Below are 23,089 nucleotides of genomic sequence, written 5' to 3'. Positions count from 1 at the left end.
TTATTTAAGATATAAAAAAAGCGCTTAGAATGAGTTTAATCTCTAAGCGCTTTTTTAAATTATATGGTTTTGCTCTCTCCATTTAGAATTAATTCAAATGAGATATTTGCTTTTAATGAATCGGATACAGAGCAATATTTTTCTTCTCCTAAATTGATTGCACGCCATACTTTTTTGCTATCAATATCACCATCGATAATAAAAGTAACAACAATATCCGTAAATCCTTTCGGAGCTTCTTCTTTTCTAATACCGTCAGTTTCTATTTCTATCTTTGTTATTTTATCAAGGTGTGGTCTCAATATCATCGTTACATCAATACCGATACAACCTGCTAATGAACTTAAAAGCATTTCGGTTGGAGTAGCGCCTTTACCTAGGCCCCCGTAAGCTTCTGTTGCATCCATATTTATTTCATATCCTGAATCACCCGTAGCAGTAAATGCTCTACCGCCAGTCCATTTAGTAGTCACTTTCATCTTTATCATCCTTTCTTAATAGTTTAAGCTTGTTCCTGGTCCAACAGGTATTCCAAGAATGTACCAGATAGAAAAGAATATCATCCATGTAATCAGAATTACTATTGAATGGGGAAGCATTAGTGAAATTACAGTACCTATTCCATTTTGCTTTCCATATCTTTGAGCAAATGCTACAACAAGTGGAAAAAATGGCATTAATGGAGCGATAATATTTGTTGCAGAATCGCCAATTCGGTATGCTACTTGTGTTACTTCTGGAGAGATCCCCATCTGCATAAACATTGGAATAAACACTGGTGCCATAATTGCCCATTTTGCAGAGTCAGCTGCGATAAATAAATTAATGATGGCGGTAATCAAAATTAAAGCAATAAGTAAGAATACGCCATTTAATTCGATTGCTTCCAATAGGTTAGCCCCGTTTACAGCAATAATAGTACCTAAGTTAGTATAATTGAAAAATGCAACGAATTGTGCGGCGAAAAATATCAATACGATAAATCCGGCCATTGTCTCTAAAGAGGAAGTCATTAGGCTCGCTATATCTTTGTCATTGCGAACAGTTTTCGTAACAATTCCATAAACAATACCAGGAATTAAAAAGATTAACATCATTAGAAAAATAATACTACTCATAAATGGAGAAGTAATAATACTTCCATTCTCTCCTCTTAAAGGCCCATTTTCTGGAATGACTAGTAATGCTATGGCAATAATCGTTATTAATATTGATATATTTGCCCAGAAAAGTCCTTTTTTCTCTACTTGAGTTACTTTGGTATTATCATCATTGCAATCTTCACCTGAAGTGTATGTTCCTAATTTAGGTTCAACGAGTTTATCTGTAATAATTGTACCTAAAATTACAATTATGAATGTAGATGCCAGCATGAAAAACCAATTATCTGTTGGGTTAACAACATAGCTTGCATCTAAAATTCTCGCTGCCTCTGTAGAAATACCAGCTAGTAAAGGATCATTTGTACCTATTATTAAATTGGCAGAGTATCCACCAGCTACACCAGCAAAAGCTGCAGAAAGCCCTGCTAAAGGGTGACGATTAAAACCTAAAAATATGATTGCTCCTAATGGTACAAGTACAACATACCCTACAGATGCAGCTACATTGGAAAGTACACCCATTAATACAACAATCGGTGTAACAAAACGTCTTGGCGCTTTAGATACAGTATTAGTCATTAAAGCACTAATATATCCACTTTTTTCAGCAACCCCAACGCCAAGCATTGCAACAAGTACTGGTCCTAGTGCTACAAATGAAGTGAAATTACCGACAACGCTGGAAAACATGTGGGCAATACCATCTGGTGTAAGTAAACTGATTGCCTCTACTGAAAGTGTTTCTCTTTCCATTGTTTCATTATTAACACCTTCGAATGAAACTGACACTCCCATGAGATATAAAATATGTGATAAGGAAATGACAATTAAGGTGAATAAGATGAATATTGTTACAGGGTGAGGGAGTTTATTCCCTAACTTTTCTATCGTATTTAATGCTTTTATCGATTTGGATTGATTCTTATGACTCATTTTTTCCTCCTATATGAATAACTATAAATACATATCCTAGTATACAGATGAGATTAATTATGTCTAGTAAATTGATTCAGTATTAGTTTGAACCAGAATATTAGTTGCAATTCTATAAAACTTTTTATGCTATTGGTTATTTTTGTCGAATTAAATATTATTTTGTCAGTTTTTGTAATAATTTTAAGAATTTTATATTGACAATTGAAGTGAGTATTGATAGATTTATTGATGAAAAGCGAACATTTTTATAATTAAACTTAAGAAATGTTCGGAATTTGTTTGTTGGTCATTGGAAATTTAATGATTTTTATAAAGGGAGAGGGTAAAAAGTGTACTTTAAAGATAATTATGAAGAAATAAAAAGTATAGCAGAAAAGATCTATCATCATCCTGAATTAGGTTATAAAGAAGAGAATACAAAGCAAACAATCATTAATTATTTAACAACAATTAATCCAAATATTAAGTTGGACTACTTTAGTACGACAGGTTTTCGAACGTCGCTAGGAAGTGAACATGCGGATATTAATATTGCTTTTATTGCAGAATTAGATGCTGTTTATGCTCCTTCTCATATGTACGCAGATGAACAAACAGGTGCTGCACATAATTGTGGCCATTATACACAAGTTGCGATTGCACTAAGTCTTTATAATTACTTATATCAATCTAAAGCGTATAAAGATTTAACCTACAAAATCACTTTTATCTTTGTACCTGCGGAAGAATATTTAGATCTAGAGTATAGAGAAGAGTTAATGAGCCAGAAGAAAATCAGTCATTATGGTGGAAAGCCAGAAGCAATGAAACTTGGTGTATTTGATGATATTGATATTGGAATTTGTGTGCATGCAATAGGAGGAGAGTTTTCAAAACGAACAATTGAGATTAATTGTGATTTAGCTGGATTTCTATATAAAAAATATACGTTTAAAGGAAAAGCGACACACGCAGGTTTTGATCCATTTTCATCAATAAATGCCTATAATATATCTACTTTATTCAATACAGCAGTTGGGTTAGGGAGACAACAATTAAAGGATGGGGAAAATGTAAGAATTAATCCAATTGTAATGGAGTCAGATATGTCTACGAATGTCATACCTAATCAGATAACTGTAGGCACCGATTTACGTACAAGGTCCGTTGATTATATGAAAGAGGTAGCTGGTAAATTAGATGCAGCTGCCAAAGGTAGTGCTATTGCGCTAAACGGGGAAGTAGAGACAAAAACTCAAATGGGATATTTACCGTTTATTCAAGATAGGTATCTTTCAACATTTGTTGGTGAAGCATTTGATGAAAATAACGAGATAGAAGAGATCTGGAATAATAATGCTATTAGTGCTGCAGGAGATATTGGAGATCTGTCTTATATGATTCCTTGTATACAGATTGGATACAGTGGTTTCACGGGTACGATTCATGGTGATGATTTCATAGATATTGATCCGGAATTTATTTATGAGGTTTTTCCAAGATTTTTAAGTCAAGTCATCGATAAATTAGACGGAAATATCGACACTTCTAAAATTTATCGTCGAACTTATCAAGATTATATGAATGTCATTCAACATATTGTGAAGGAAACTGATCAAATATAGGGAGCGATACAGTTGAAAATAAAAGATTTGGTTTATTTGATTGCGTTTGTATTAGTTATCATTACAATTTCTGAGATGATAGGTTTCCAAAGTATATCTATAGGAGACATCTCTATTGGGGTATTGCCTTTAGTATTTGCTATTGTAATAACGATGATATTAGGTTTGCAGTTCTTTCGAAAAGGTTTTTGGAAACAAATTTATAGTAAAGTAAACATTGAGTTTTCTGGAAAGTATTTGATATTTATTATGCTCCCTTTAATGGCTCGTTATGGAGCAGACGTTGCCCCTCAGATTAGAGAAATACTACAAATTGGGTGGGTATTTATTTTCCAAGAATTCGGGAACTTGGGAACGGTTATTTTTGGTTTGCCAATAGCAATAATGATTGGTTTACGTAGAGAGGCAATAGGTGCAACGCTAGGTATTGGAAGAGAAGGTGAGCTTGCTTATATCTCTGAAAAATATACTTTAGATTCAAAAGAGGGAAGAGGAGTTTTATCTTTATACATTATTGGTACGTTATTTGGAGCTATCTTCTTTAGTATTCTAGCTCCCATTCTTTTAGGTTTGGGAATAAGAGTAGAGGCATTAGCGATGGCTTCTGGTGTTGGTTCTGGAAGTATGATGAGTGCTTCTTCGGCAAGTCTTGTAGCACAAATGCCAGAAATGGAGAGTACTATTTTGGCTTATGCATCAGCAAGCCAGTTATTAACTAGTTTTCTTGGAACATTTACGATGGTATTTTTAGCTGCTCCATTACAACAATTTATGTATAAACTTCTAGTTCGAGGTGAGAAGTAATGACGGGACTATTATCTAATAAATATATTAAATTTGGTCTGATCATATTTTTGAGTGTAGGATTGATTATGTTTACACAGGAAATAAAGCACTTGAAAGACCCAAACTCTATGCCGGTAACTGGTATGACGGTGTTAGGATTAGGTGTCCTGTGGTTATTTTCGATGATTGGGATTTTGATATCTGATTTAGTAAATAAAACTTCTATATCGATCTTGCGTGAATTCCCGGTTTTGGGATGGGTATCTATTGTTTCGTTATTGATGTGTCTGTTATCAGATTTTTTTATACAAGCTATACAAGCAGTTGATTTCTTATCAATTACGACACCTATATTAACATTTGCTGGTATATCAGTAGCAAATAGATTAGTTGATTTGAAAAACACTTCATGGAGGGTAGCCATTGTAGCGGTGTTTGTTTTTACAGGAACTTACATTGGAAGTGCATTAATTGCGACATTAGGGCTTTATCTAGCAGGGAATTAAATGTTTAGCTATAGAGTGAGAATGCGGGATAAACTGCCAGTATATGTCTGATTTTGTTTAAGTAGCCTATAGGCATACATTTATAACGTTTAATAATATAATCTTCTATTTTAAATTAAATGTTTTATAAAAAGGAATGGAACACATTATTCTTGTGTATCCCATTCCTTTTTTATAAAACTTTTATCAGTTTCGCCAGTAGACTCCGACTTCATAAGTCTACATTTATTCTTTTTAGCATGTCTTTGCCTAGATTCTTCTAATTTATGATGTGAATCTTAGAAAAACATTGATACAATGGCACCATTCAAAAGGTTAGCAAATGTGGCTGCAATTAATGCCTTCAGCATAAGTTTTTGAATCTCAGTCTTACGTTGTGGGACCATGTTAGAGAGCATCCCGACAATACTTCCAGCTGCTCCAAAATTAGCAAATCCACTTAAAGCAAATGTCAGTACTGCTAAAGCTCTGTCTGATAAGCTATCAACCATCGTAGAAAGCTGAGCAAATGCAACAAATTCATTTAATAATAACTTCTGTGCAAGTAAATTTCCAGCTACAAGTGCTTCGTCCCATGGAATACCGATAACAAAGGCAATTGGTGCAAATAGATAACCTAGAATTAATTCCAAAGAAAAATTTTCAAAGCCAAATAGTGAGCCGCCCCAGCCCAAAATTCCATTTATTAATGCTATTAATCCAATAAAGGCGATTAGCATCAAGCCGACGTTCACTGCAAAATGTAATCCTTCCTTCGAGCTCGTGAAAATAACATCAATAATATTAGTCTTCTCTTCACTCGAGGCAAGTACAGTTTCTTTCCATTCATTTTCATTTATTTCTTCTGACTCCGGTATGATGACCTTTGCAATCATAATTCCTGCAGGAGCGGACATAATTGCCGCTGATAGCAGGTATTCTAAGGGAATTCCCATTGCTGCTAAGCTTATCATAATTGCACCTGAGACAGACGCCAACCCACCAACCATTACAGAGAACAGCTGTGATCTAGTCATGTTAGCGATATACGGTTTTACTACTAAAGGTGCCTGTGTATTCCCAACAAAAATATTAGCTGCAGCAGCAGCTGATTCAGCATAAGATGTTTTCATGATTTTTGAGATAAAACCACCTATGAAGCGCACCATGTATTGCATGATTCCAAAGTGATATAACAATGCGATGAGAACAGTGAGGAAGATAATCATTCCTAGGACGTTCACTGCAAATACGGCGACATCTCCACCTCTATCCGCTAATGGGCCAAAAACAAAGGCAATTCCTTCATGGCCATAATCAATAATGTCATTTATCGCTGTTGACACGTAAGCAAGGGTATCCTTTCCAAACTCCCACTTTAACACGATATATCCAAAAATTACTTGTAAGATAAACCCAATAGAAACGGTCCTTATATTAATAGATTTCTTTTTTTCAGATAATAGAAATGAGAGTAGAGTAATTACTAAGCAACCAGCTAATCCCCATATGAAACTCATATTTACACCTCTTCATTTTTGTGTTTATTAGTAAATCCAAGATTAATAGTTAGCAAACAGTATTTTTGTATCTTGGATTATCGATTTTTTCTTGATGTACGTATAGATAAACTTATAAGGTATCAATAGAGTTACAGCAATTTTAATGTTTGTTGTATTAACTGAACAAATTTGTCACGAGATTGACCCGCTACTTCAATAACTTCCTCATGACTTAAAGGCTGATCTAATATCCCACAAGCCATATTGGTTAAACAAGAAATTCCTAATACTTCTAGTCCAGAATGAATGGCAATAAGTGCTTCTGGTACGGTAGACATACCAATTGCATCTCCGCCAAGTATACGAATCATTCGAATTTCTGCAGGTGTTTCATAAACAGGGCCACTCCACCAACCGTATACACCTTCTTGTAATGTTATGTTCAAATCTTGGGCTGCATCTCGAGCTAAAGCTCGTAAGTTACGACTATAAACTTCGGAAACATCTGGGAAGCGTGTACCTAGGTCTTCATTGTTTTTGCCTATTAATGGGTTTGTACCAACAAGGTTAATGTGGTCACTAATTAACATTAGTTCACCAGGGTTAAAATCAGTATTAACTGCACCACAAGAATTTGTGATGATTAGTTTTTCCACCCCTAATGCTTTTAAGACCCGTACAGGAAAAGTAACTTCATCCAAAGTATATCCCTCGTAATAATGATAGCGACCTTTCATAGCTACTACTTTTTTACCTTGTAAATGTCCAATCACCAATTCATTTGCATGTCCAACTGCATTTGATTTGGAGAAGTAAGGAATAGTTTCATAAGGTATAACAACAGCGTCTTCTATTTCTTCAGCGAGGCTTCCTAATCCTGATCCGAGAATCATTCCTATTTCTGGTTTAATGCCTGTTTGTTCCGAGATAAATGATTTTGCTTCTAATATTTCTTCTGTTTTATGCATTTCTGTTTCCTCCTAAATACTGTGTTATAAAACTGATGCGAAGTTTGATAAATGAACCCGAATACTAAAGTAAAAAAGCCTGAAAAAGATAGAATTAATTCTACCTTTTCCAGGCCTATTAGAGTCAAAGTTTGTTTACAATGTGAAATACCACACCAAAACATGATAGACAAGAGAGCAATTAACTCATTTGTCCATACATATAACTTCAACTCGTAGTCCGGTTCTTTTTGGGAACTTGGTAGAGACGTTCAGACCATATTACTGAACATATACGAGTACAATATTTAATTTCGCTATTAATATAGCAAATTAAAAGTATGTTAGCAAGCGAAAAGTGAACATTTTAAACAAAAATACAATTAATGTTCGTGTTTTAATCAAAAATGAATGTTGAGTATAGATTTTATATTGTCTAGTTCGTTAAAATTGTAAACAATGAATAACTGTCATATTAATTAAAAGGGACACTCATAAAATGCGAGTGTCCCTTTTAGAATTTTTGGTTTATCCAAAATTATGAAGGTGAACTACCATTCATTACGTAGGGAAAGATCGATCCCCATTGAATAAAGTTCCCTTTATGGTGAAAGTATTGTGCCATATTTACAAGGGCTGGTAACCATAAAATTTTCTTTAATGAATAACTAGTAATTTTGCCACGTTCCTTGCCAATCCTTCCAAGTAGTTCGGTCCATTTTTTAAGGCATCTTCTAAATCACAAGGACCTTGAACAATACTAAATGCTGCATCGATTCCATGGTTATAGACTTTTTCATAATCAGTACCTAAGGTTCCGCTTAAAGCTATAACAGGAATGTTGAATCTTTTTGTAGCCTTGGCAACCCCAATAGGGGTTTTACCATAGATGGTTTGTCCATCGATTTTTCCTTCACCGGTGAGGACAAGGTCTGCATCAACCACCCGTTCGTAAAAATTGGTTTCTTTTAAGACGATTTCTACTCCAGGTTCGAGCTTTGCATGAAGAAATGCTAGTAATCCAGCTCCGAGTCCTCCTGCTGCACCAGCTCCTGGGATATCTTTGACAGACTTTTTTGTAACCCGTTCTAACACATCATGGTAATTGCTGAGAGCAGAATCAAGGTCAGATACCATTTTTTTATCTGCCCCTTTTTGTGGTCCATAAATTGCACTTGCACCGTACTCTCCTAATAGTGGATTATCTACATCACAAGCAACAATTATTTGTACATCCTGTAACCTTTTATCTAAATTACTTAAGTCGATGTCATCGAGATCGATTAAACTTCCTCCCCCTGAAGGTATAGAGTTTCCTTCGCTGTTTAACAATTTACCACCTAATGCTTCTACCATTCCTGCTCCGCCATCGTTGGTGGCACTTCCGCCAATGCCAAGAATGATTTTTTCTACATTATGGTCAAGAGCTGCTTGTATTAATTGTCCTGTACCATGGGTCGTTGTTTTTAAAGGGTTTCGTATTTCACTAGGGACAAGTGCAATTCCTGAAGCCTCGGCCATTTCGATAATTGCAGTCGTTTTATCTCCAGAAATTGCGTAATTAGCGATAACTGAATTTCCTAAAGGTCCAGTAACTTTTTTGGAATGTGTGGTGCCGTCAAGTGCATCGGCAAGGGATTGAATGGTTCCCTCACCGCCATCTGCCATTGGTATTAGCTCGAGATCTAACTTATCTTGAAATACAGATTTAACACCTTTAGCAATTGCAACTGCCGCTTGTTGTGCTGTCATACTTTCCTTAAATGAATCGGGTGCGATTACGATTTTCTTTTTCTTCAATTCCATTCACTCCTTAACTTAAAAGAACAACGGTATAATTCCGTATATAATCGTAGATACAATTGCGATAGTTAAACCTACCAATGTTTCATAAGGAATTAATTTTAATCGTTCTTTTACTTGCATCCCCACACTTCCTGCTGTCGCATGGAAGAAGCTTCCGTGTGGCATATGGTCAATTACGGTTGAACCAGCATGAATCATTGCTGCTCCACCCAATGCTGCTACTCCCATTTCGAGTAAGGTAGAAGCAAATACACTACTTGCTACTGTAGCCCCTGCTGTAGTTGATGCAGTTGCACCGGACATAAATATTCCAGAGACGGGAGCGAGCGAGAATGCTGGTAAACCAAGTCCTTCTAATGCGTTTATCAATACTGTATCAATACGTGAATTTTGGATAATTCCGGCTAGTGTACCTGTTCCAATTAACAGAATAGCTACAGGTGCCATTTTTTCTAATCCAGTTTTAATATAATCATTTGTGTTACGCCATTGTCCCATTGCAATAATTCCAATCAACCCTCCGACAGGAAGTGCAATGATTGGATCGATATTAATATCGAAGAGAGGTCGCAATGCAAGTAGGACAATTGCAACAATTGGACCAAGTAAGGATGTAAACAATGATGGTAAAGTGTTTTCCTCGGATTGTTCGATTTCTTTTTCTTCAATCATTGTACCGCGTGATGAAATCTTTTTCGCGATAATATACGTAGCAACGATACCGAATATAGCAGGAATAACTCCTGCCCCCATCACAGATATAAGCGGAACATTAAACGCATCAGAAACTGCAATCGTATTTGGATTAGGAGACATCACATTACCTGCTTTACCTCCACCGACCATTGCAAGTAGTATCGCTATTCTAGATAGACCCGCATTAGAAGCGATTACGAGAGCAATTGGAGCAACGGTTATTACTGCTACATCAACAAAAACACCGACTGCTGTTAAGAACATCGTTGCTAATGCGAGTGCTAATAGAGCGCGTTTTTCACCAAACTTAGTAACAATGGATTGTGCTATTTTAGCTGCTGCTCCTGATTCAATAAGGATACCAGCGAGAATTCCTGCAGCCAAGATTCTTAATACGGATGGAATAATTCCTTGGGCACCACTAACCATTAAGCTAACGGTGTCAACAATATTTGTACCACCTATTAATCCGCCAATTAGTGCCCCTGTCATAAGACCATATACAGGCGGGATCTTCTTTAATATCATTATAATTGATATAATTAAACCGATAATTGCACCGAATGCACTTACTTCTATTTCCATAGCTGTTCACCTTCATTACATGTAGTTTTAATACTACCTTCATTGTAAGCGTTATCAGCATCGGATATCATTAGTCATTTGAACAAAAAGGCAGCGTTTTCTTTGTGTTATTATTGTGCGTTTGCATGAATGACGATGTTAATTATTGTTTGATTCAAGTTTATATAAAAGTTGAGCCATTTTTAACTCTAGAAGGTGATTAATATTTCTAGGGTCTTTTCCAGTTATTTGATATATTTTGTCTAGTCGATATGTTAATGTATTTCGATGAATAAATAGCTTATCGGAGGTGATAGACATTTTTCCGTTTTCCTCTATATATGTTTTTAATGTTTGGTGAAGTTGTGTACCATCATTCTCTGTAAGAATGCGGTGATACGTCGCAATTAGCTGCTTTGTTGACTGCGGGGTATTCTTGAGCAAATCATAAGCCAAAATTGCAAGATTTAAGTCTTGATAACTCCATATCCCGCCTGATGGATATAGTGTATTTGCAACTTCGATTATTTTTTGTGCTTCTTGATAGGATTGTCTCCAACCGTTTACTCCCGTTAAATAAGGCCCGACTGCAATAGTCATATGGGGGATAGCTGAAGTCTTATGCTTTTCTATTAAAATATCCTTTAAAGGAGTATTGCTAGATGGTTGGATTTCTTTTTTTAGTATAAGGTGTTGATTTGTAAATAATGGTATATACTCATCTTCTTGATTAAGCCAAGAGTGAATATGTTTTTCTACATCTTTTGTATGTTTTTTATCTAATACTGGTGTAGATATGATAATAACAGCATAGGTTGTTTTGATATCTAGTTTTGCATAGTGTGCTCTTTCTTGAATATATGTTTGATCTTGTTCGGTTCCTAAAAGAATATTAGTGATTTGATTTTGGCGAATTTGTTTATTTTGCTGAATTTCATTTGTTAAAAAAGCCTGTTCTAGCGTAAGTTCTGCACCCATTTGGATTAACTGAGAATAGTCACGGATATCATCTGGATGTCCGGTTATTCCGATTACACCTACAATATTTTCTTGAAAAGTAATAGGTAAATTAATCCCTGGCTGAGAGCTATGCCAATGATTGGTTCTTGAAGTATCAATTTCAATCGTATGTTTTTCTTTAATTACTTGAACGGCTCCATCGTGTAACTGTCCGATTCTAGAAGGTACACCTGAAGCGATGATTGTACCTGTTTGATCCATAATATTTATATTGGCATGTATAATGGACATAGTACGTTTTACGATTTCGTTTGCTAATTGTTCGGTTAAGATGGTCTTCAACTCCTTTTGTTTCTATGTATAGTATAAAGGATTTGTTAGCAATAGAAAGTTTAGTATGAATTATACTATCTACTATAGCCACTTGACAGGATGAATATATTAATTACAGTGAGTTTAATAGAGAATTTTTGATTTTGCCACCATATAGGTGAATTCAAAAGATAGGAGTGACAAAATGTATATCGAAGCAATTGTGCAGACAGTGGAGGAAGCAATACAAGCAGAAAAGTTTGGAGTGGATCGATTAGAGTTAGTGTCTGGGATGAAAGAGGGAGGATTAACTCCTAGTTATGGGACGATAAAAAAAGTTCTAGAACATGTAAATATTCCTGTACAAATAATGGTGAGACCGCATAGTTATCATTTCATTTATACTGCGTGTGAGTTAGACACAATATATGAAGATATTCGAAATATAGTTGAATTAGGTGGGAGAGGAATTGTTTTTGGTGCCTTGCACCGTGACAGTACAATAAACATGGATGCTTTAGAGACGGCAGCAAGTATCTCAGATGAGCTGGATATTACGGTTCATCGTGCTTTTGATGAAGTACCTTCATTAGAAGAAGCTTATTTGTCTATTGCTGAATGTAGTAATGTACAGCGTATTTTAACTTCTGGTGGTTCTTCAAATTGTTTAGAAGGAAAGCAATCATTAAAGAGTTTAGTCGAATTAGCGAATTCCTCTAGAGGGCCAAGCATTTTACCAGGTGGGGGCTTAAATATGGATAATTTCAATGAAATACACTATTTTGTTCAAGCTGACCAGTACCATTTTGGAACCGGTATCCAGACGGATGGGGATTTTTCAAAAGGGTTAGATGCGGAGAAATTACAGGTAGTCAAACGTATTTCATAGACCAATGAATGAACGTGGAAATTACACCTAGATTTACAATAATAGTATCAAAAACCTATGCTCTTTACATATATGCATAGGTTTTATTTTTGCTTCGTTTTCTTTTTTCTCCTATACAATATAAAGTAAATAAAGAGTAATGCTAGAAAAAATCCAATTGCATTGTTTCTGAGACTGCCAAATGTAATACCATCTTTAATAAATATGAAATCTATCAAATAAATGAGAGGAATAATGATGAAGAAATATCCAAAGATAGCTAGGATAAAAAATGGTGCAAAGCGCATCGTTATCAATCTCCTTTTTAAACTATCCCCTTAATCAAATGGATTAAAACAAATATGTTTATCGAATTTATACTCTAAACGTTCTATTTCACTCCTCTGGAACATAATTTGATAAAGGTTTATTTAATTGGTGTTAGGAGGTTACATCATGACTGATGGGAATAACGATGAATTGAAAAATTCTCGTAATTATTCACAGGGGCATGGGAGTCAAGGACCACATGGATATGAAGGAAATGCAGGTGATAAATCCCATACGAATCCTGCTGCTTTTAACTGGGATATTGATCTTCCAGCAGAGATTCATTCACAGACTGTCGGAAAACGTGGACCAATTTTAAAACAGGACAATATTGAGCACGAAACATTACAAACATTTATTCATGAGAAGATAATAGAGAGACCGGTACATGTAAAAGGTTGGGGAGCTTTTGGTTATTTTGAAACATTGTATTCTATGAGTGATTATACAACATTATCTTTCTTGCAGACACCGGGTACAGAAGTGCCGGTATTTGTGCGGTTCTCCTTAGCAGTTAGTACAAAAGGAACCCCAGATACATCCCGTAATGTAAGAGGATTCTCCACTAAATTTTATACAGATAACGGCATATTCGATTTGATATGTAATCATATTCCTGTTTTCTCTGTTCGCGACACAATTCGTTTTCCAGAAGCGATTAAAGCGTTTTTACCATCTCCGGTAGATAACTTAATCGATCCCACACGCTACTGGAATTTTGTGGCACGTGCGCCTGAATCACTTCTCTTTACACTACTTGTTTACTCCAACCTTGGTACAGTGAAAAGTCTACGTCATTTGCCTGGGCATAGTGTAAATACCTATGTTTGGAAAAATGGAGAAGGAAAACGATATTTTGTTAAATACACGTGGGCACCGCTGGCTGGAGAACAGTATATTCGTAACGATGAAGCAGTACGACTAGCGGGAGAGAATCCGGATATTGCAGGACAGGACTTACATGATGTCATTGAAAGAGGGGAGCCAGTTGAATTTGGGTTATATGTACAGATCATGGATCCTGAAGATGCTGCCAATCTACCATATGATCCATTAGACGATACCAAAATATGGGATCAACAACAGTTCCCTTTCCAACCAGTGGGAAGAATGGTATTGAATAGGAATCCTGATAATTATATGGAGCAAGTTGAAAAAGCGGCTTTTTCTCCATCTAATTTACAAGAAGGTGTAGAACTATCAGATGATAAGATGTTACAAGGAAGAGCAAATATTTATTGGGATTCACAACGTTATCGGATAGGTCCTGATTTTCGTAATGTACCAGTTAATCATGAATCTGACTGGTGGCCAGGTAACCTTGTGACAAGTGGTGATGGACGCTATGTTGAAGGTAGGTTAGAGCGATCGGACATCGAAAAACAGGATGATTTCACACAACCTGGTATGTTTTACGATTCTCTATCAGACCAACAACAAGAAGATTTAATTAATAATATGGCAGGCGGATTAACTACTGTATCACCGGAAGTATATAATACTGTTCAGGGTTATATGCAGAAAGCTTCAGAAGACTTAGCGAGAAAGCTGAATAGAGCTGTAACAATGATGAAAGAAGATTAATAATGTAATATAAAATCGTGTCGTTAAAAAATTCAACCGGTTTATTTTGAGTTTTACTTCTCTATTCATATAAGCTCTCTTTTTTTAATTCGGAGGTAGATAGGTTTACAATATAAAAACACCCCCAAGTTAGTTGTTAGAGGTGCAAATTATTAATAATCATTATTACTTACTGTCTTGTCTTTTTATGACCTTCTTCTGCTTCTTCTTGTTCTCTTTGTTCTTTAATCTGTTTATGTCTTTGACGTTGGCGATAACCGTATGTCGAAGATAGAACTACATCCTCATTCTCTAAGGCAGAGCCAAGTGCACCTATAATCGTTGCAATACTAGTAGCTGTCCATGCGATGTACAGATAGCTCGTAAAGTTAATTTCCTCATTTATTTGATTTTCAAGCAATTCTGCTGGAATAAAAATATTAACAGCAAAAGTAAATAAAACGTATAGAATAATATAATACAAACATACAGTTGATAGCAAGGTAAAAACGGTAGTAGCATTATATAATTTTCGAATATAGTCATCTTTACCATCTTGAGGTCGTTCCCACAATTTATGGGCTACTATAATCCAACTTACCATGGACGTAATAGCAATAAAAGTTAGTAAAATCATCCGTGGTAATGAATAATAATCACTCAACTGCCATAGTGTTGGGAAGACCAGCGCGTATGCTCCGGTAGTAAATGCAATCATAATTACTTTCATAAATGCTGGAAAGAGTGACCATGGGCGATTGGCTCGTACCATTCCGGAAATGATTCGTATAGCAATACTCCATTTCCGTGGAACAGTAAAACGAACATCGATATTGCATTCACCATGCGTCTCATGCTCATCAGGTGTTTCTCGTTTAATAGGGGAAATTCTTTCTAAGAAACGTTTTCCGATTAAGCGTGTTGAACTTTTATTCTTCAATTCTTTATAATCTTCATTCATAGATTGAAGATGAAGTTCGGCCTTTTTTCTATCACCATCAGAGCTGCCATAATACATTTCGTTTACTAACTGTAATATGGACTCTCGTAGTCTTTTAATCATCCTTGTTGAGCCCAGACTAGGCATGCTAATTAATGCTATGTTTTCGTCTTGATTTGCTTCTGCAATAATTAGCCGTTTTTCTTTGAATAAAGGTAAATCTGTAAGACAAATTCCAAAGTCCCAGTCGTTTTTTTTCTTCTTATTTTGAGTAGCTTTTAGAATGTCAATAGATTCACCAGTACCTGTAAGTGGGTCTTCAATATATTGAACCTCCCATTCGCAATCATCGTCTACGTAAAACTGTAGTAGATTTGGGAGTTCTTCTTTTAATTTTGCTGCAATATAGTTGGGATAACCTGGAGCTGAAATTAAACCAATACTCCTACTAGTTGAACATGTAGTCATAACTTCACCCTTTTCATTGTGCCAATATTAGTATGTTATTCTGTTTAGCCGAAAAGCAAAGGGTTTAAACTACAATTTTAGGTTAACTTAGTAGATGAACTGGCGACGTATAGAGAATTATAACTTATTAAAACTAGGTAGTTATGGTAGTTTTAAATTGTATTATGAAGGTACATTGTAATACGGTTCCATAAAAGTAGCTATGTTACAGACAAAAGTCTACGTAGTCGAATGGGTGAACATGTAATTTCTTCCGAATCCACAAGTCGAATAAAAGTCTAAGCCAGAATAAATAAAAACATATACAATATAGTCCAATTGGTTTAAATTTTTCATTACATTGAATTAATTGAAAATTAACTATTGACAGTTATTTGCTGGTTCGTTATGCTAATATACAAATCTTACACAACTATATAATATTTTCCTTATCAAGAGTCGGGGGAGGAACCTGGTCCGTTGATCCCGCAGCAACCAGTTACAGTTAAGTAACATGGTGCTCATTCCAGCAAGCTTATGCTTGATAGATGAGAAAAGTGTTTATGCCCACTAAATGAAACTCTTCCTCATCGGAAGGGTTTTTTCTTTTTTCAAAAGGGGAGTGTAAAGAAAAACTGGAACAATGTGACTTTAAATATGACTAAACCAATAAGTTAACTTTATTTAGGAGGCAATAGTTACACAAGCCAAGCAATCGAAATTTTTATTAAAACGAAAAGGAGAGAGTGTATTATGCCAACTACAAAAACAGGGAGTCTTTATAAAAAATCGTATTTCAGTCGTATCCAAGAATTAAAGGAATTTGCACCAGGCGTATTTAATTCGTTCTTTGCCTTCAACAACAAAGCGCTTGAAGAAGGGAAGCTTTCCGTGAAACAAAAAGAATTAATTGCAGTGGCAGTTGCTCACATTACAGGTTGTCCATACTGTATTGAACTCCATGTAGGAAACGTAAAAAACCAAGGTGCTGATAAAGAAGAAGTAACTGAGGCAATATTTGTTGCAACAACATTAAAAGCAGGCTCTTCATTAGCGCACGCAGTAAATGGATTGAATGCATATGACGGAAATGATGATGATGAGTTATATAAAGCTTCCTACTTTAAACGACTACAAGAACTTGGTGAGATAAGTGATGATGCTTTCAAAGCTTTCTTGAAATTTGATGGAGCGGTTTTAAAAGAAGGTAAACTTACATTGAAGGAAAAAGAGTTGATTGCAGTAGCCTCTGCGCATACAACAGGATGTGCTTATTGTATTGACTTGCATACGAAAAATGCAAAGGAAGCTGGAGCCAGTAAAGAAGAGTTATCAGAAGCTATTTTTGTAGCTGTTGCTCTTAAAGCAGGTTCTGCATTAGCGCACAGTGTCAATGCATTAAATGCTTACGATGAAGAGTAGTTTAATAGATTCCCAATGTTAATTAATGTAATTATCTTATTCAGATACTAAAAAGGAGCTGAGCATATGGCAAAACAAATTCATTTTAATGGATTCGTGCAAAATTCACCTTCCCCTCATTCAACGGGGCTTTGGAAACATGAGAAAGATTATGGAATAAATCATAATCGTTTAGGTTACTGGACGGAAATTGCGCAAATTCTAGAACGCGGCAAATTTGACTCGTTATTTATTGCTGATGTATTAGGGACGTACAGTGTTTATGGGAAAAGCCATGACGCAGCGACGAGAGGCGCAGTTCAACTTCCTGCACATGATCCTTTACTTCCTATTACAGCAATGGCCGCAGTTACCGAGCATCTTGGTTTTGCGCCAACAATTTCTACTACCTATGCACAACCCTATGTACTAGCACGTCAGTTATCCACATTGGACCATTTAACAGGAGGAAGAGTTGGATGGAATGTCGTTACTTCCTATTTGGAAAGTGAAGCAGTCAATATGGGGTTAACAGAAAGGTTACCGAAAGAATTGCGTTATAATCGAGCGGATGAATTTTTAGATGTGGTATACAAACTTTGGGAGCGTAGTTGGGATGAGGATGCGGTGATTTATGACCGTGCCAATGATACTTTTGCTAACCCAGAGAAAGTTCGCTTAATTAATCATAGTGGGGAGTTTTTTAATGTGCCAGGACCGCACTTAGTTGAACCCTCGCCGCAACGAACGCCAGTATTATTCCAAGCGGGAGCATCACCAAAGGGAAGAGATTTTGCGGCAAAACATGCAGAGGCAGTTTTTACAAAGCAAACATCTATTGAATCGTTGAAAAATTATTCTTCCGATATTAAGAAACGTGCTCAAGAAAAAGGAAGAAATCCAGATGACGTTAAAATATTCCCATTGATGTTACCAATTGTTGGCTCAACAGAAGCAGAAGCGATTGCGAAGTATGAGGACTTCGTAAACCATATCAGCTATGAAGGTACGGCATCCTTACTATCAGGACATACAGGAATTGATTTTTCAGAGTATAATCCAGATCAATATATTGAAGATATTGAAACAGAAGCAGTACAAGGGAATCTAGACCTGTATACGAAAGACCCATATCGTAAATGGACATTACGTGAAGCAATAAAAAATCATGGACTTGGAAATGGTTGTCCAAAGTTTGTAGGTACTCCAGAACAGATCGCTGATCAAATACAAAAGTGGGCTGTTGAAGGTGATATAGATGGTTTTAATGTTGCATTAGCAACTTCTCCAGATACATTTAGAGATTTTGTAGATCATGTAATACCTATATTACAAGATCGTGGAATCTATCGTACGGAGTATGAAGGAAATACATTACGTGAAAATATATTCGGTAAAGGGAAAAAGCGATTGGCTGAAAATCATGTAGCGAAGCAACCAAGAAAGGTTCATACATAATATTTTTAGGTGTGAACTAGATTAGTAAATTAAAACCATGCCACTTCCGTTGACATGGGTCTATAATTTTACAATCGTTTGAAAAGGAGTGAATAGCAGATGGTCACATATTATTTTATTGGAGTTGTCGTCTTCTGGATAATTGGTTTGATTATCTGGAATAAATTCTACCCAAAAGGAATGGAGGAGGACACGAATGCTGACTGATAATCAAACGACTCTTGCGTGGATCATCGGAGCGTGTCTCTTTGGCTACTTTTTGCTCATTGTTTGGTTTGGTAAGCGAGGAGCTAAATATAGTCGTTCAATGAAGGGTTTTTCCATTGCTAAAGGTAAGGTGAGTCCATGGCTAATTGGAATTAGCTTTGGTGCAACCTATTCTAGCGCTAATTTATTTATTGGTGTGCCTGGATGGGCGTATATGTATGGTACACCTGTACTTTGGTATACTTTAGGGTGTTTTGGAGTCACATGGATTGGCTTATTACTTGTAACAAAAAAGTTTTGGGAACAGGGGCAAAACAATGAAGGTAGTTTAACGCTCCCCCAATGGCTAGGTAATCGATATAATAGTAAAGCTTTACAAGTCATTGTAGCGTTATTAATTCTATTTAACATCTACTATATAGTTGCCCAAAACGTAGGTTTAGCAACAATGTTTGAAACAATTATAGGAATACCATATTATTGGGGAATCTTTTTTGGAGTTACATTAACGATTTTATATATTAGTATGGGTGGAGCATATGCACAACTAATTACAGATGGAATTCAAGGTATTGTGATGTCGGTTATTTCCGTGCTTTTATTTCTTTCTCTTTTTTGGACAATCGGGGGAGGATGGGGAACTTTAGGAAATTTAACCGGACAATTAAATAATGCTAATCCTGCTTTAACAGCTCCAACAGCTGCAGACAGTCCATTTTATAGTGGGTTCGCCATTATGGCAATTCAATGGTTTTTACTTAGTTTCGTCCTTCTTCCACAATTAATGAATAAAGTATTATCTGTAGGGAAGAAAGAAGACCTTCGCACATTTACATTATCTGCGGGAGCAACCCTGTTTTTTTTATCTACATTCTCTGTGTTCGCTGGTTTAGCCGCAAGAGTTCTGATACCAGGATTAACATCATCCGATAGTGCAGTCCCAGCATATGTATTGGAGTATTTCCCAACGGTTCTAATTGTATTGATTGTAATGGGAATGGTTTCGGCGATTCTATCGACTACAGATAGCTTGTATCTTGGTATGACGGCAAGTATCGGAAATGATATCTATAAAGTAGTTATCGCTCCTTTTCTTTATAAGAATAAAAATCTATCTGTAATGCAAATAGATCGGAAAGCAGTCCGAGTAGCTCGAATTGCATTATTTATTATCGGACTAATTTCGTTATATATGTCATTCAACCGTCCAGAATCTCTATCATTACTGCTACAATTCGGGACATCGGCGATCATTAGTGGAGTAGTAGCCCCACTAACACTAAGTTATTTTTGGAAAAAAGCAAATCGTGTTGGTGCCATAGCTTCCGTAATCGTAGGTGCAAGCTGCTTTATGACTCTTACTGGTTTTGGGATTCAAGATCATGTGTTTACCGCATTGCTTTATAGTTCCATGCTTGGCTATGGAGTTATGATTGCTGGAAGTCTGTGGGCAGAACATATGAACAGTCATAGGAAAGTTAAACAAATTGAGCAACAGCAAGTATTGTAAATGATGGAGTCAAAATAAAAATACGAACGAGCTCTCATATAGGAGAATCTTTCGTATTTTTATTATATTATTTTCCCTCTATTTTTCGTTTCTCAAATTCCCTAAGCTCATCTACAAATGCGGTAAAGTTATCGGGAGTAAGTTTAACTATGTCTGTACCTTTTCCACCATGTTTCTCAATGGTTCCGTCTTCATATTGTAACCATAGCCTCCAACTGTAACCATCTTCATATGTTTCAGCATCTTCAAATGTATAATCTTCTTCCCAGTTTTGTACATTGTGTTTTTCTAATATGTTGTTAACTTCAGCAGTGTTATTCACTTCGATTACACCGTCTTGTGCACGTAACCCTCTACGACTGATAATAGGATTTTTATAAATTTCATTATTTTTAATATCAATAGCTATTGCTTGATAAGGATCGTCTATACTTGTTTCGTCAAAGAAAATTTTGATTACATTGTCTAAAGGTTGTTTTTCAGCAGCTTTTGGTGCTTTTTCAATGTTTTTAAAGTCATAGATATCTATTTCACTCATGTTATCATCCTCGCCCTCATCGACTTTATTTTGTTCTTTTGTAGTATCTGAATCAGTTTTGTCGTTTCCGCTAGTTCCTTCTGACTGCTGACAACTTATTAAGAAAAAAGAGGCTACGATTAGTAGTAGATATTTGATAGATTTGGACATGTGATCCCACCTTTTACTACATGTTATTAAGCATTTCATCCATATGTTCTTTAGAATTTGGCAAGAATTCACCAACACTATTTAACTGCTGATCTTTGAATTCAGAGTCTTCAAGCATGTAAGCTGCGTAGTAACTTGCAAACCCTTCTTTATTCGGTTCATTGATTCTTTCTTCTGAATTCTCATCTATCCAATAGGAATTGTCGTGGTGACCCCATTTGCCAACTATTTCATTCACGGTTACACCACCATAAACATCAGATGCGTTATTATGTTCATCTGCTTGTAATTCACGGGATATTTGTGTTTGTACTTCACCATATAGCGTTTCTTCTTCAGCTGTTAATGAAACACTAGATGGACCTTCATAAATGAATTCCTCTGTAATATTATTTATTATAGCTTGTTTTTCTGTCGAAGATAGATGGTCATATTTAGAATCATCAAGTCTATGGTTAATCTCGCTTTGTACTCTGTTTGATACATCACCGTGCATTTGATTAGCTAATGTCTTACCATTTGATGTGTAATGATCCGAGTAAAACCCATCCATACCATTCTCTACTCCATGATTATAATCAATAGCATGACCTAGCTCATGAAAAAAAGTAAAGTATGCACCTCTGGCATTGGTACGATCCTCTGTCATGCTACCCATTGTGATGCTATTATCACTAGATCGGTAGAATGCCCCACCACCAGCCTCAGGATCGGCAATGGTCACTTCGTCTAAATACTTTAAAGACATTGTACGATAAGGTTCTTCAGAGGTATACATGAGAAACTTAATTTCAATTTGATCTTTGTCTTCAAGAGGAGAGAGAAAATCATTAGTTTGATCAACATACTGATTATTAGTTTCTTCATATTTAATAATTTCAATTACTTTATCTTTATCCTCTGGATATTGTTGAAGGTACTCGGCGTAGTGCTCTTCTGCTTTTCTAGTGTAATGAATATCATCTATTGTGGAAATCCAACTTAAATCCATTCCTTTCGTTTGAAAGGTACCATTATCGCTGTTAAATCCATTCCCATCTTGAACCTGTTGAAGGCCAGTCATCACTGCTTTAGCAAGACTTATTGCTGTGTCAAAGTTACTACTGGAACTCGAATTATACGCATAAAGATTCTCTAGTTTCTCTTGGAGTTTTTGTTTCATTCGTATATAAATTTGAATCATCATGTTTTGAAATGGTAGTACAACTGTTGCGTCACGCAAAGCTTCAATACTTTTATCAATTTCTTGAATTTGTTCTATTACTTCTTGTTCAATGACATCCGTTGTTGCTACTTGCTCTCGAAATTCGCTTGGATAATTATCATTCTGACGAATTAGCTCTTCACAAAGGTAGATGATACCTTGAGTTAGAGGGAGGTACACATCAATGAGATAAGATTTTGCTGAGGTATATGTTATCCCCTGTAAAAGTAAAGCTTTATGAAATGAATATATTGAAGACTTCGTTTGTTCCATCGATTGTATAATCTCAATACATATTGCGTTCATACTATTCCTTTGATCATCTGTTTCACCTAGATACATACTAAGGCTCATTATTTACCCTCCATGTGAAGCAACCTTCGTTGATACATTAAATCTTCTTCAGACAAGTGAAGAGTTTTTTTCTTCTTTAATAATTCAACTCGCTTTTGATAAATAATTTCTGAGATTTTGCTTGTATAGTGATCGAGTTCATTCTTGTTATTATCAAAAGTCTCACTAAGTTCTCTGTCTTTGTGCCATGAATATTTTAGCTGATCAAATAGTCGCCTATTTCGTTTCATTATTTCTACTAATTCATTTTCTTCATTGTCAATTTCTGTAAACGATTTTGAAATGACTAGTTGTTCTTCTTGTATTTGAGAGATTTGCTTATTTAGTGCTTCCACTTTGTTCATGTTTATCAACCTTTTTTGGCATTATTATAAGTTTTTAGGTCATTTATATATTCATTAATGAAAAAAGGACCTGC

Annotated in this window: 19 protein-coding genes and 2 riboswitches; of the genes, 8 read left to right on the top strand and 11 right to left on the bottom strand. The window is 35.7% G+C overall.

From position 1 onward, the window contains the following. Window positions 1–59: 59 nt before the first annotated feature. Both C794_RS15010 and C794_RS15005 read right to left on the bottom strand, forming a co-directional pair. A complete protein-coding gene (locus C794_RS15010) occupies window positions 60–479 on the bottom strand; it encodes an OsmC family protein (protein WP_017797977.1) in 420 nt (139 codons plus the stop codon). Between the two features lie 15 nt (window positions 480–494). Beyond that, complete coding sequence (locus tag C794_RS15005) at window positions 495–2,036, bottom strand: AbgT family transporter (RefSeq protein WP_017797976.1); 1,542 nt, start codon at window positions 2,034–2,036, stop codon at window positions 495–497. Between the two features lie 332 nt (window positions 2,037–2,368). Between C794_RS15005 and C794_RS15000 the strand changes: the two genes are divergently transcribed. Genes C794_RS15000 through C794_RS14990 form a run of 3 tightly spaced genes read left to right on the top strand, consistent with a single transcriptional unit; the run spans window position 2,369 to window position 4,935 of the window. Continuing rightward, complete coding sequence (locus tag C794_RS15000) at window positions 2,369–3,643, top strand: M20/M25/M40 family metallo-hydrolase (protein ID WP_017797975.1); 1,275 nt, start codon at window positions 2,369–2,371, stop codon at window positions 3,641–3,643. 12 nt (window positions 3,644–3,655) lie between these two features. Next, on the top strand, window positions 3,656–4,447 hold the full coding sequence (locus C794_RS14995) for a DUF3100 domain-containing protein (RefSeq protein ID WP_017797974.1): 792 nt from the start codon (window positions 3,656–3,658) through the stop codon (window positions 4,445–4,447). Then, window positions 4,447–4,935, top strand: coding sequence for a hypothetical protein (locus C794_RS14990; RefSeq protein ID WP_017797973.1), 489 nt, complete (start codon window positions 4,447–4,449; stop codon window positions 4,933–4,935). Before C794_RS14995 ends, C794_RS14990 begins: the two co-directional genes overlap by 1 nt. A gap of 278 nt (window positions 4,936–5,213) precedes the next feature. Here C794_RS14990 and C794_RS14985 read toward each other — a convergent pair whose 3' ends face one another. The 5 genes from C794_RS14985 to C794_RS14965 all read right to left on the bottom strand — a co-directional run bounded on the left by C794_RS14985 (window position 5,214) and on the right by C794_RS14965 (window position 11,731). After that, entirely contained in the window at window positions 5,214–6,434 is a 1,221-nt protein-coding gene (locus tag C794_RS14985; RefSeq protein WP_017797972.1) for a NupC/NupG family nucleoside CNT transporter, read from the bottom strand. A 131-nt stretch (window positions 6,435–6,565) separates the two neighbouring features. Beyond that, the gene (locus C794_RS14980) at window positions 6,566–7,384 is read right to left on the bottom strand and encodes a purine-nucleoside phosphorylase (protein ID WP_017797971.1); all 819 of its coding nucleotides are present in this window, start codon (window positions 7,382–7,384) and stop codon (window positions 6,566–6,568) included. 196 nt (window positions 7,385–7,580) lie between these two features. Next, window positions 7,581–7,682: riboswitch (purine riboswitch) on the bottom strand. 338 nt (window positions 7,683–8,020) lie between these two features. Then, entirely contained in the window at window positions 8,021–9,163 is a 1,143-nt protein-coding gene (locus C794_RS14975; protein ID WP_017797970.1) for a glycerate kinase, read from the bottom strand. An 18-nt stretch (window positions 9,164–9,181) separates the two neighbouring features. Then, window positions 9,182–10,450, bottom strand: coding sequence for a GntP family permease (locus tag C794_RS14970; protein ID WP_017797969.1), 1,269 nt, complete (start codon window positions 10,448–10,450; stop codon window positions 9,182–9,184). A 138-nt stretch (window positions 10,451–10,588) separates the two neighbouring features. Next, on the bottom strand, window positions 10,589–11,731 hold the full coding sequence (locus C794_RS14965; protein WP_017797968.1) for a CdaR family transcriptional regulator: 1,143 nt from the start codon (window positions 11,729–11,731) through the stop codon (window positions 10,589–10,591). A gap of 175 nt (window positions 11,732–11,906) precedes the next feature. Between C794_RS14965 and C794_RS14960 the strand changes: the two genes are divergently transcribed. Both C794_RS14960 and C794_RS14950 read left to right on the top strand, forming a co-directional pair. Continuing rightward, window positions 11,907–12,590: a copper homeostasis protein CutC gene (locus tag C794_RS14960; protein ID WP_017797967.1), complete on the top strand. Its 684-nt coding sequence runs from the start codon at window positions 11,907–11,909 to the stop codon at window positions 12,588–12,590. Between the two features lie 435 nt (window positions 12,591–13,025). Further along, complete coding sequence (locus tag C794_RS14950) at window positions 13,026–14,483, top strand: catalase (protein ID WP_017797965.1); 1,458 nt, start codon at window positions 13,026–13,028, stop codon at window positions 14,481–14,483. A gap of 169 nt (window positions 14,484–14,652) precedes the next feature. On the opposite strand, the gene C794_RS14945 is transcribed toward C794_RS14950, so the two are convergent. Beyond that, window positions 14,653–15,870 (bottom strand): hypothetical protein, encoded by a 1,218-nt coding sequence (locus tag C794_RS14945; RefSeq protein WP_017797964.1) that lies wholly within the window; start codon window positions 15,868–15,870, stop codon window positions 14,653–14,655. Between the two features lie 425 nt (window positions 15,871–16,295). Next, a riboswitch (SAM riboswitch) is annotated at window positions 16,296–16,404 on the top strand. Window positions 16,405–16,602: 198 nt separating this feature from the next. On the opposite strand from C794_RS14945, the gene C794_RS14940 reads away from it, so the two are divergent. The 3 genes from C794_RS14940 (at window position 16,603) to C794_RS14925 (ending at window position 20,425) form a co-directional block, all read left to right on the top strand. Next, window positions 16,603–17,271, top strand: a complete 669-nt coding sequence (locus C794_RS14940; protein WP_017797963.1) for a carboxymuconolactone decarboxylase family protein — start codon at window positions 16,603–16,605, stop codon at window positions 17,269–17,271. 66 nt (window positions 17,272–17,337) lie between these two features. Then, complete coding sequence (locus tag C794_RS14935) at window positions 17,338–18,708, top strand: LLM class flavin-dependent oxidoreductase (RefSeq protein WP_017797962.1); 1,371 nt, start codon at window positions 17,338–17,340, stop codon at window positions 18,706–18,708. A 196-nt stretch (window positions 18,709–18,904) separates the two neighbouring features. Beyond that, entirely contained in the window at window positions 18,905–20,425 is a 1,521-nt protein-coding gene (locus C794_RS14925) for a sodium:solute symporter family protein (RefSeq protein WP_017797960.1), read from the top strand. Between the two features lie 67 nt (window positions 20,426–20,492). On the opposite strand, the gene C794_RS14920 is transcribed toward C794_RS14925, so the two are convergent. Genes C794_RS14920 through C794_RS19925 form a run of 3 tightly spaced genes read right to left on the bottom strand, consistent with a single transcriptional unit; the run spans window position 20,493 to window position 23,015 of the window. Further along, window positions 20,493–21,113, bottom strand: coding sequence for a hypothetical protein (locus C794_RS14920; RefSeq protein WP_017797959.1), 621 nt, complete (start codon window positions 21,111–21,113; stop codon window positions 20,493–20,495). Between the two features lie 16 nt (window positions 21,114–21,129). Further along, the gene (locus C794_RS20515; protein ID WP_017797958.1) at window positions 21,130–22,671 is read right to left on the bottom strand and encodes an LXG domain-containing protein; all 1,542 of its coding nucleotides are present in this window, start codon (window positions 22,669–22,671) and stop codon (window positions 21,130–21,132) included. Next, window positions 22,671–23,015 (bottom strand): DUF3958 family protein, encoded by a 345-nt coding sequence (locus C794_RS19925; RefSeq protein ID WP_017797957.1) that lies wholly within the window; start codon window positions 23,013–23,015, stop codon window positions 22,671–22,673. The genes C794_RS20515 and C794_RS19925 overlap by 1 nt, the downstream gene beginning before the upstream one ends. Window positions 23,016–23,089 lie beyond the last annotated feature (74 nt).

Origin of the sequence: Oceanobacillus kimchii X50 (genome assembly GCF_000340475.1) — a bacterium.
GTDB classification, from domain to species: Bacteria; Bacillota; Bacilli; order Bacillales; family Amphibacillaceae; genus Oceanobacillus; species Oceanobacillus kimchii.
The sequence above is the reverse complement of the archived record's forward strand: the minus strand, read 5'-3'. Positions and strand labels throughout refer to the sequence as shown.

Coding starts and splice junctions, on each gene's coding strand:
- C794_RS15010 (WP_017797977.1), bottom strand. CDS start 479: ATGAAAGTGACTACTAAATGGACTGGCGGTAGAGCATTTACTGCTACG.
- C794_RS15005 (WP_017797976.1), bottom strand. CDS start 2,036: ATGAGTCATAAGAATCAATCCAAATCGATAAAAGCATTAAATACGATA.
- C794_RS14990 (WP_017797973.1), top strand. CDS start 4,447: ATGACGGGACTATTATCTAATAAATATATTAAATTTGGTCTGATCATA.
- C794_RS14985 (WP_017797972.1), bottom strand. CDS start 6,434: ATGAGTTTCATATGGGGATTAGCTGGTTGCTTAGTAATTACTCTACTC.
- C794_RS14980 (WP_017797971.1), bottom strand. CDS start 7,384: ATGCATAAAACAGAAGAAATATTAGAAGCAAAATCATTTATCTCGGAA.
- C794_RS14970 (WP_017797969.1), bottom strand. CDS start 10,450: ATGGAAATAGAAGTAAGTGCATTCGGTGCAATTATCGGTTTAATTATA.
- C794_RS14960 (WP_017797967.1), top strand. CDS start 11,907: ATGTATATCGAAGCAATTGTGCAGACAGTGGAGGAAGCAATACAAGCA.
- C794_RS14950 (WP_017797965.1), top strand. CDS start 13,026: ATGACTGATGGGAATAACGATGAATTGAAAAATTCTCGTAATTATTCA.
- C794_RS14945 (WP_017797964.1), bottom strand. CDS start 15,870: ATGACTACATGTTCAACTAGTAGGAGTATTGGTTTAATTTCAGCTCCA.
- C794_RS14940 (WP_017797963.1), top strand. CDS start 16,603: ATGCCAACTACAAAAACAGGGAGTCTTTATAAAAAATCGTATTTCAGT.
- C794_RS14935 (WP_017797962.1), top strand. CDS start 17,338: ATGGCAAAACAAATTCATTTTAATGGATTCGTGCAAAATTCACCTTCC.
- C794_RS14925 (WP_017797960.1), top strand. CDS start 18,905: ATGCTGACTGATAATCAAACGACTCTTGCGTGGATCATCGGAGCGTGT.
- C794_RS14920 (WP_017797959.1), bottom strand. CDS start 21,113: ATGTCCAAATCTATCAAATATCTACTACTAATCGTAGCCTCTTTTTTC.
- C794_RS20515 (WP_017797958.1), bottom strand. CDS start 22,671: ATGAGCCTTAGTATGTATCTAGGTGAAACAGATGATCAAAGGAATAGT.
- C794_RS19925 (WP_017797957.1), bottom strand. CDS start 23,015: ATGAACAAAGTGGAAGCACTAAATAAGCAAATCTCTCAAATACAAGAA.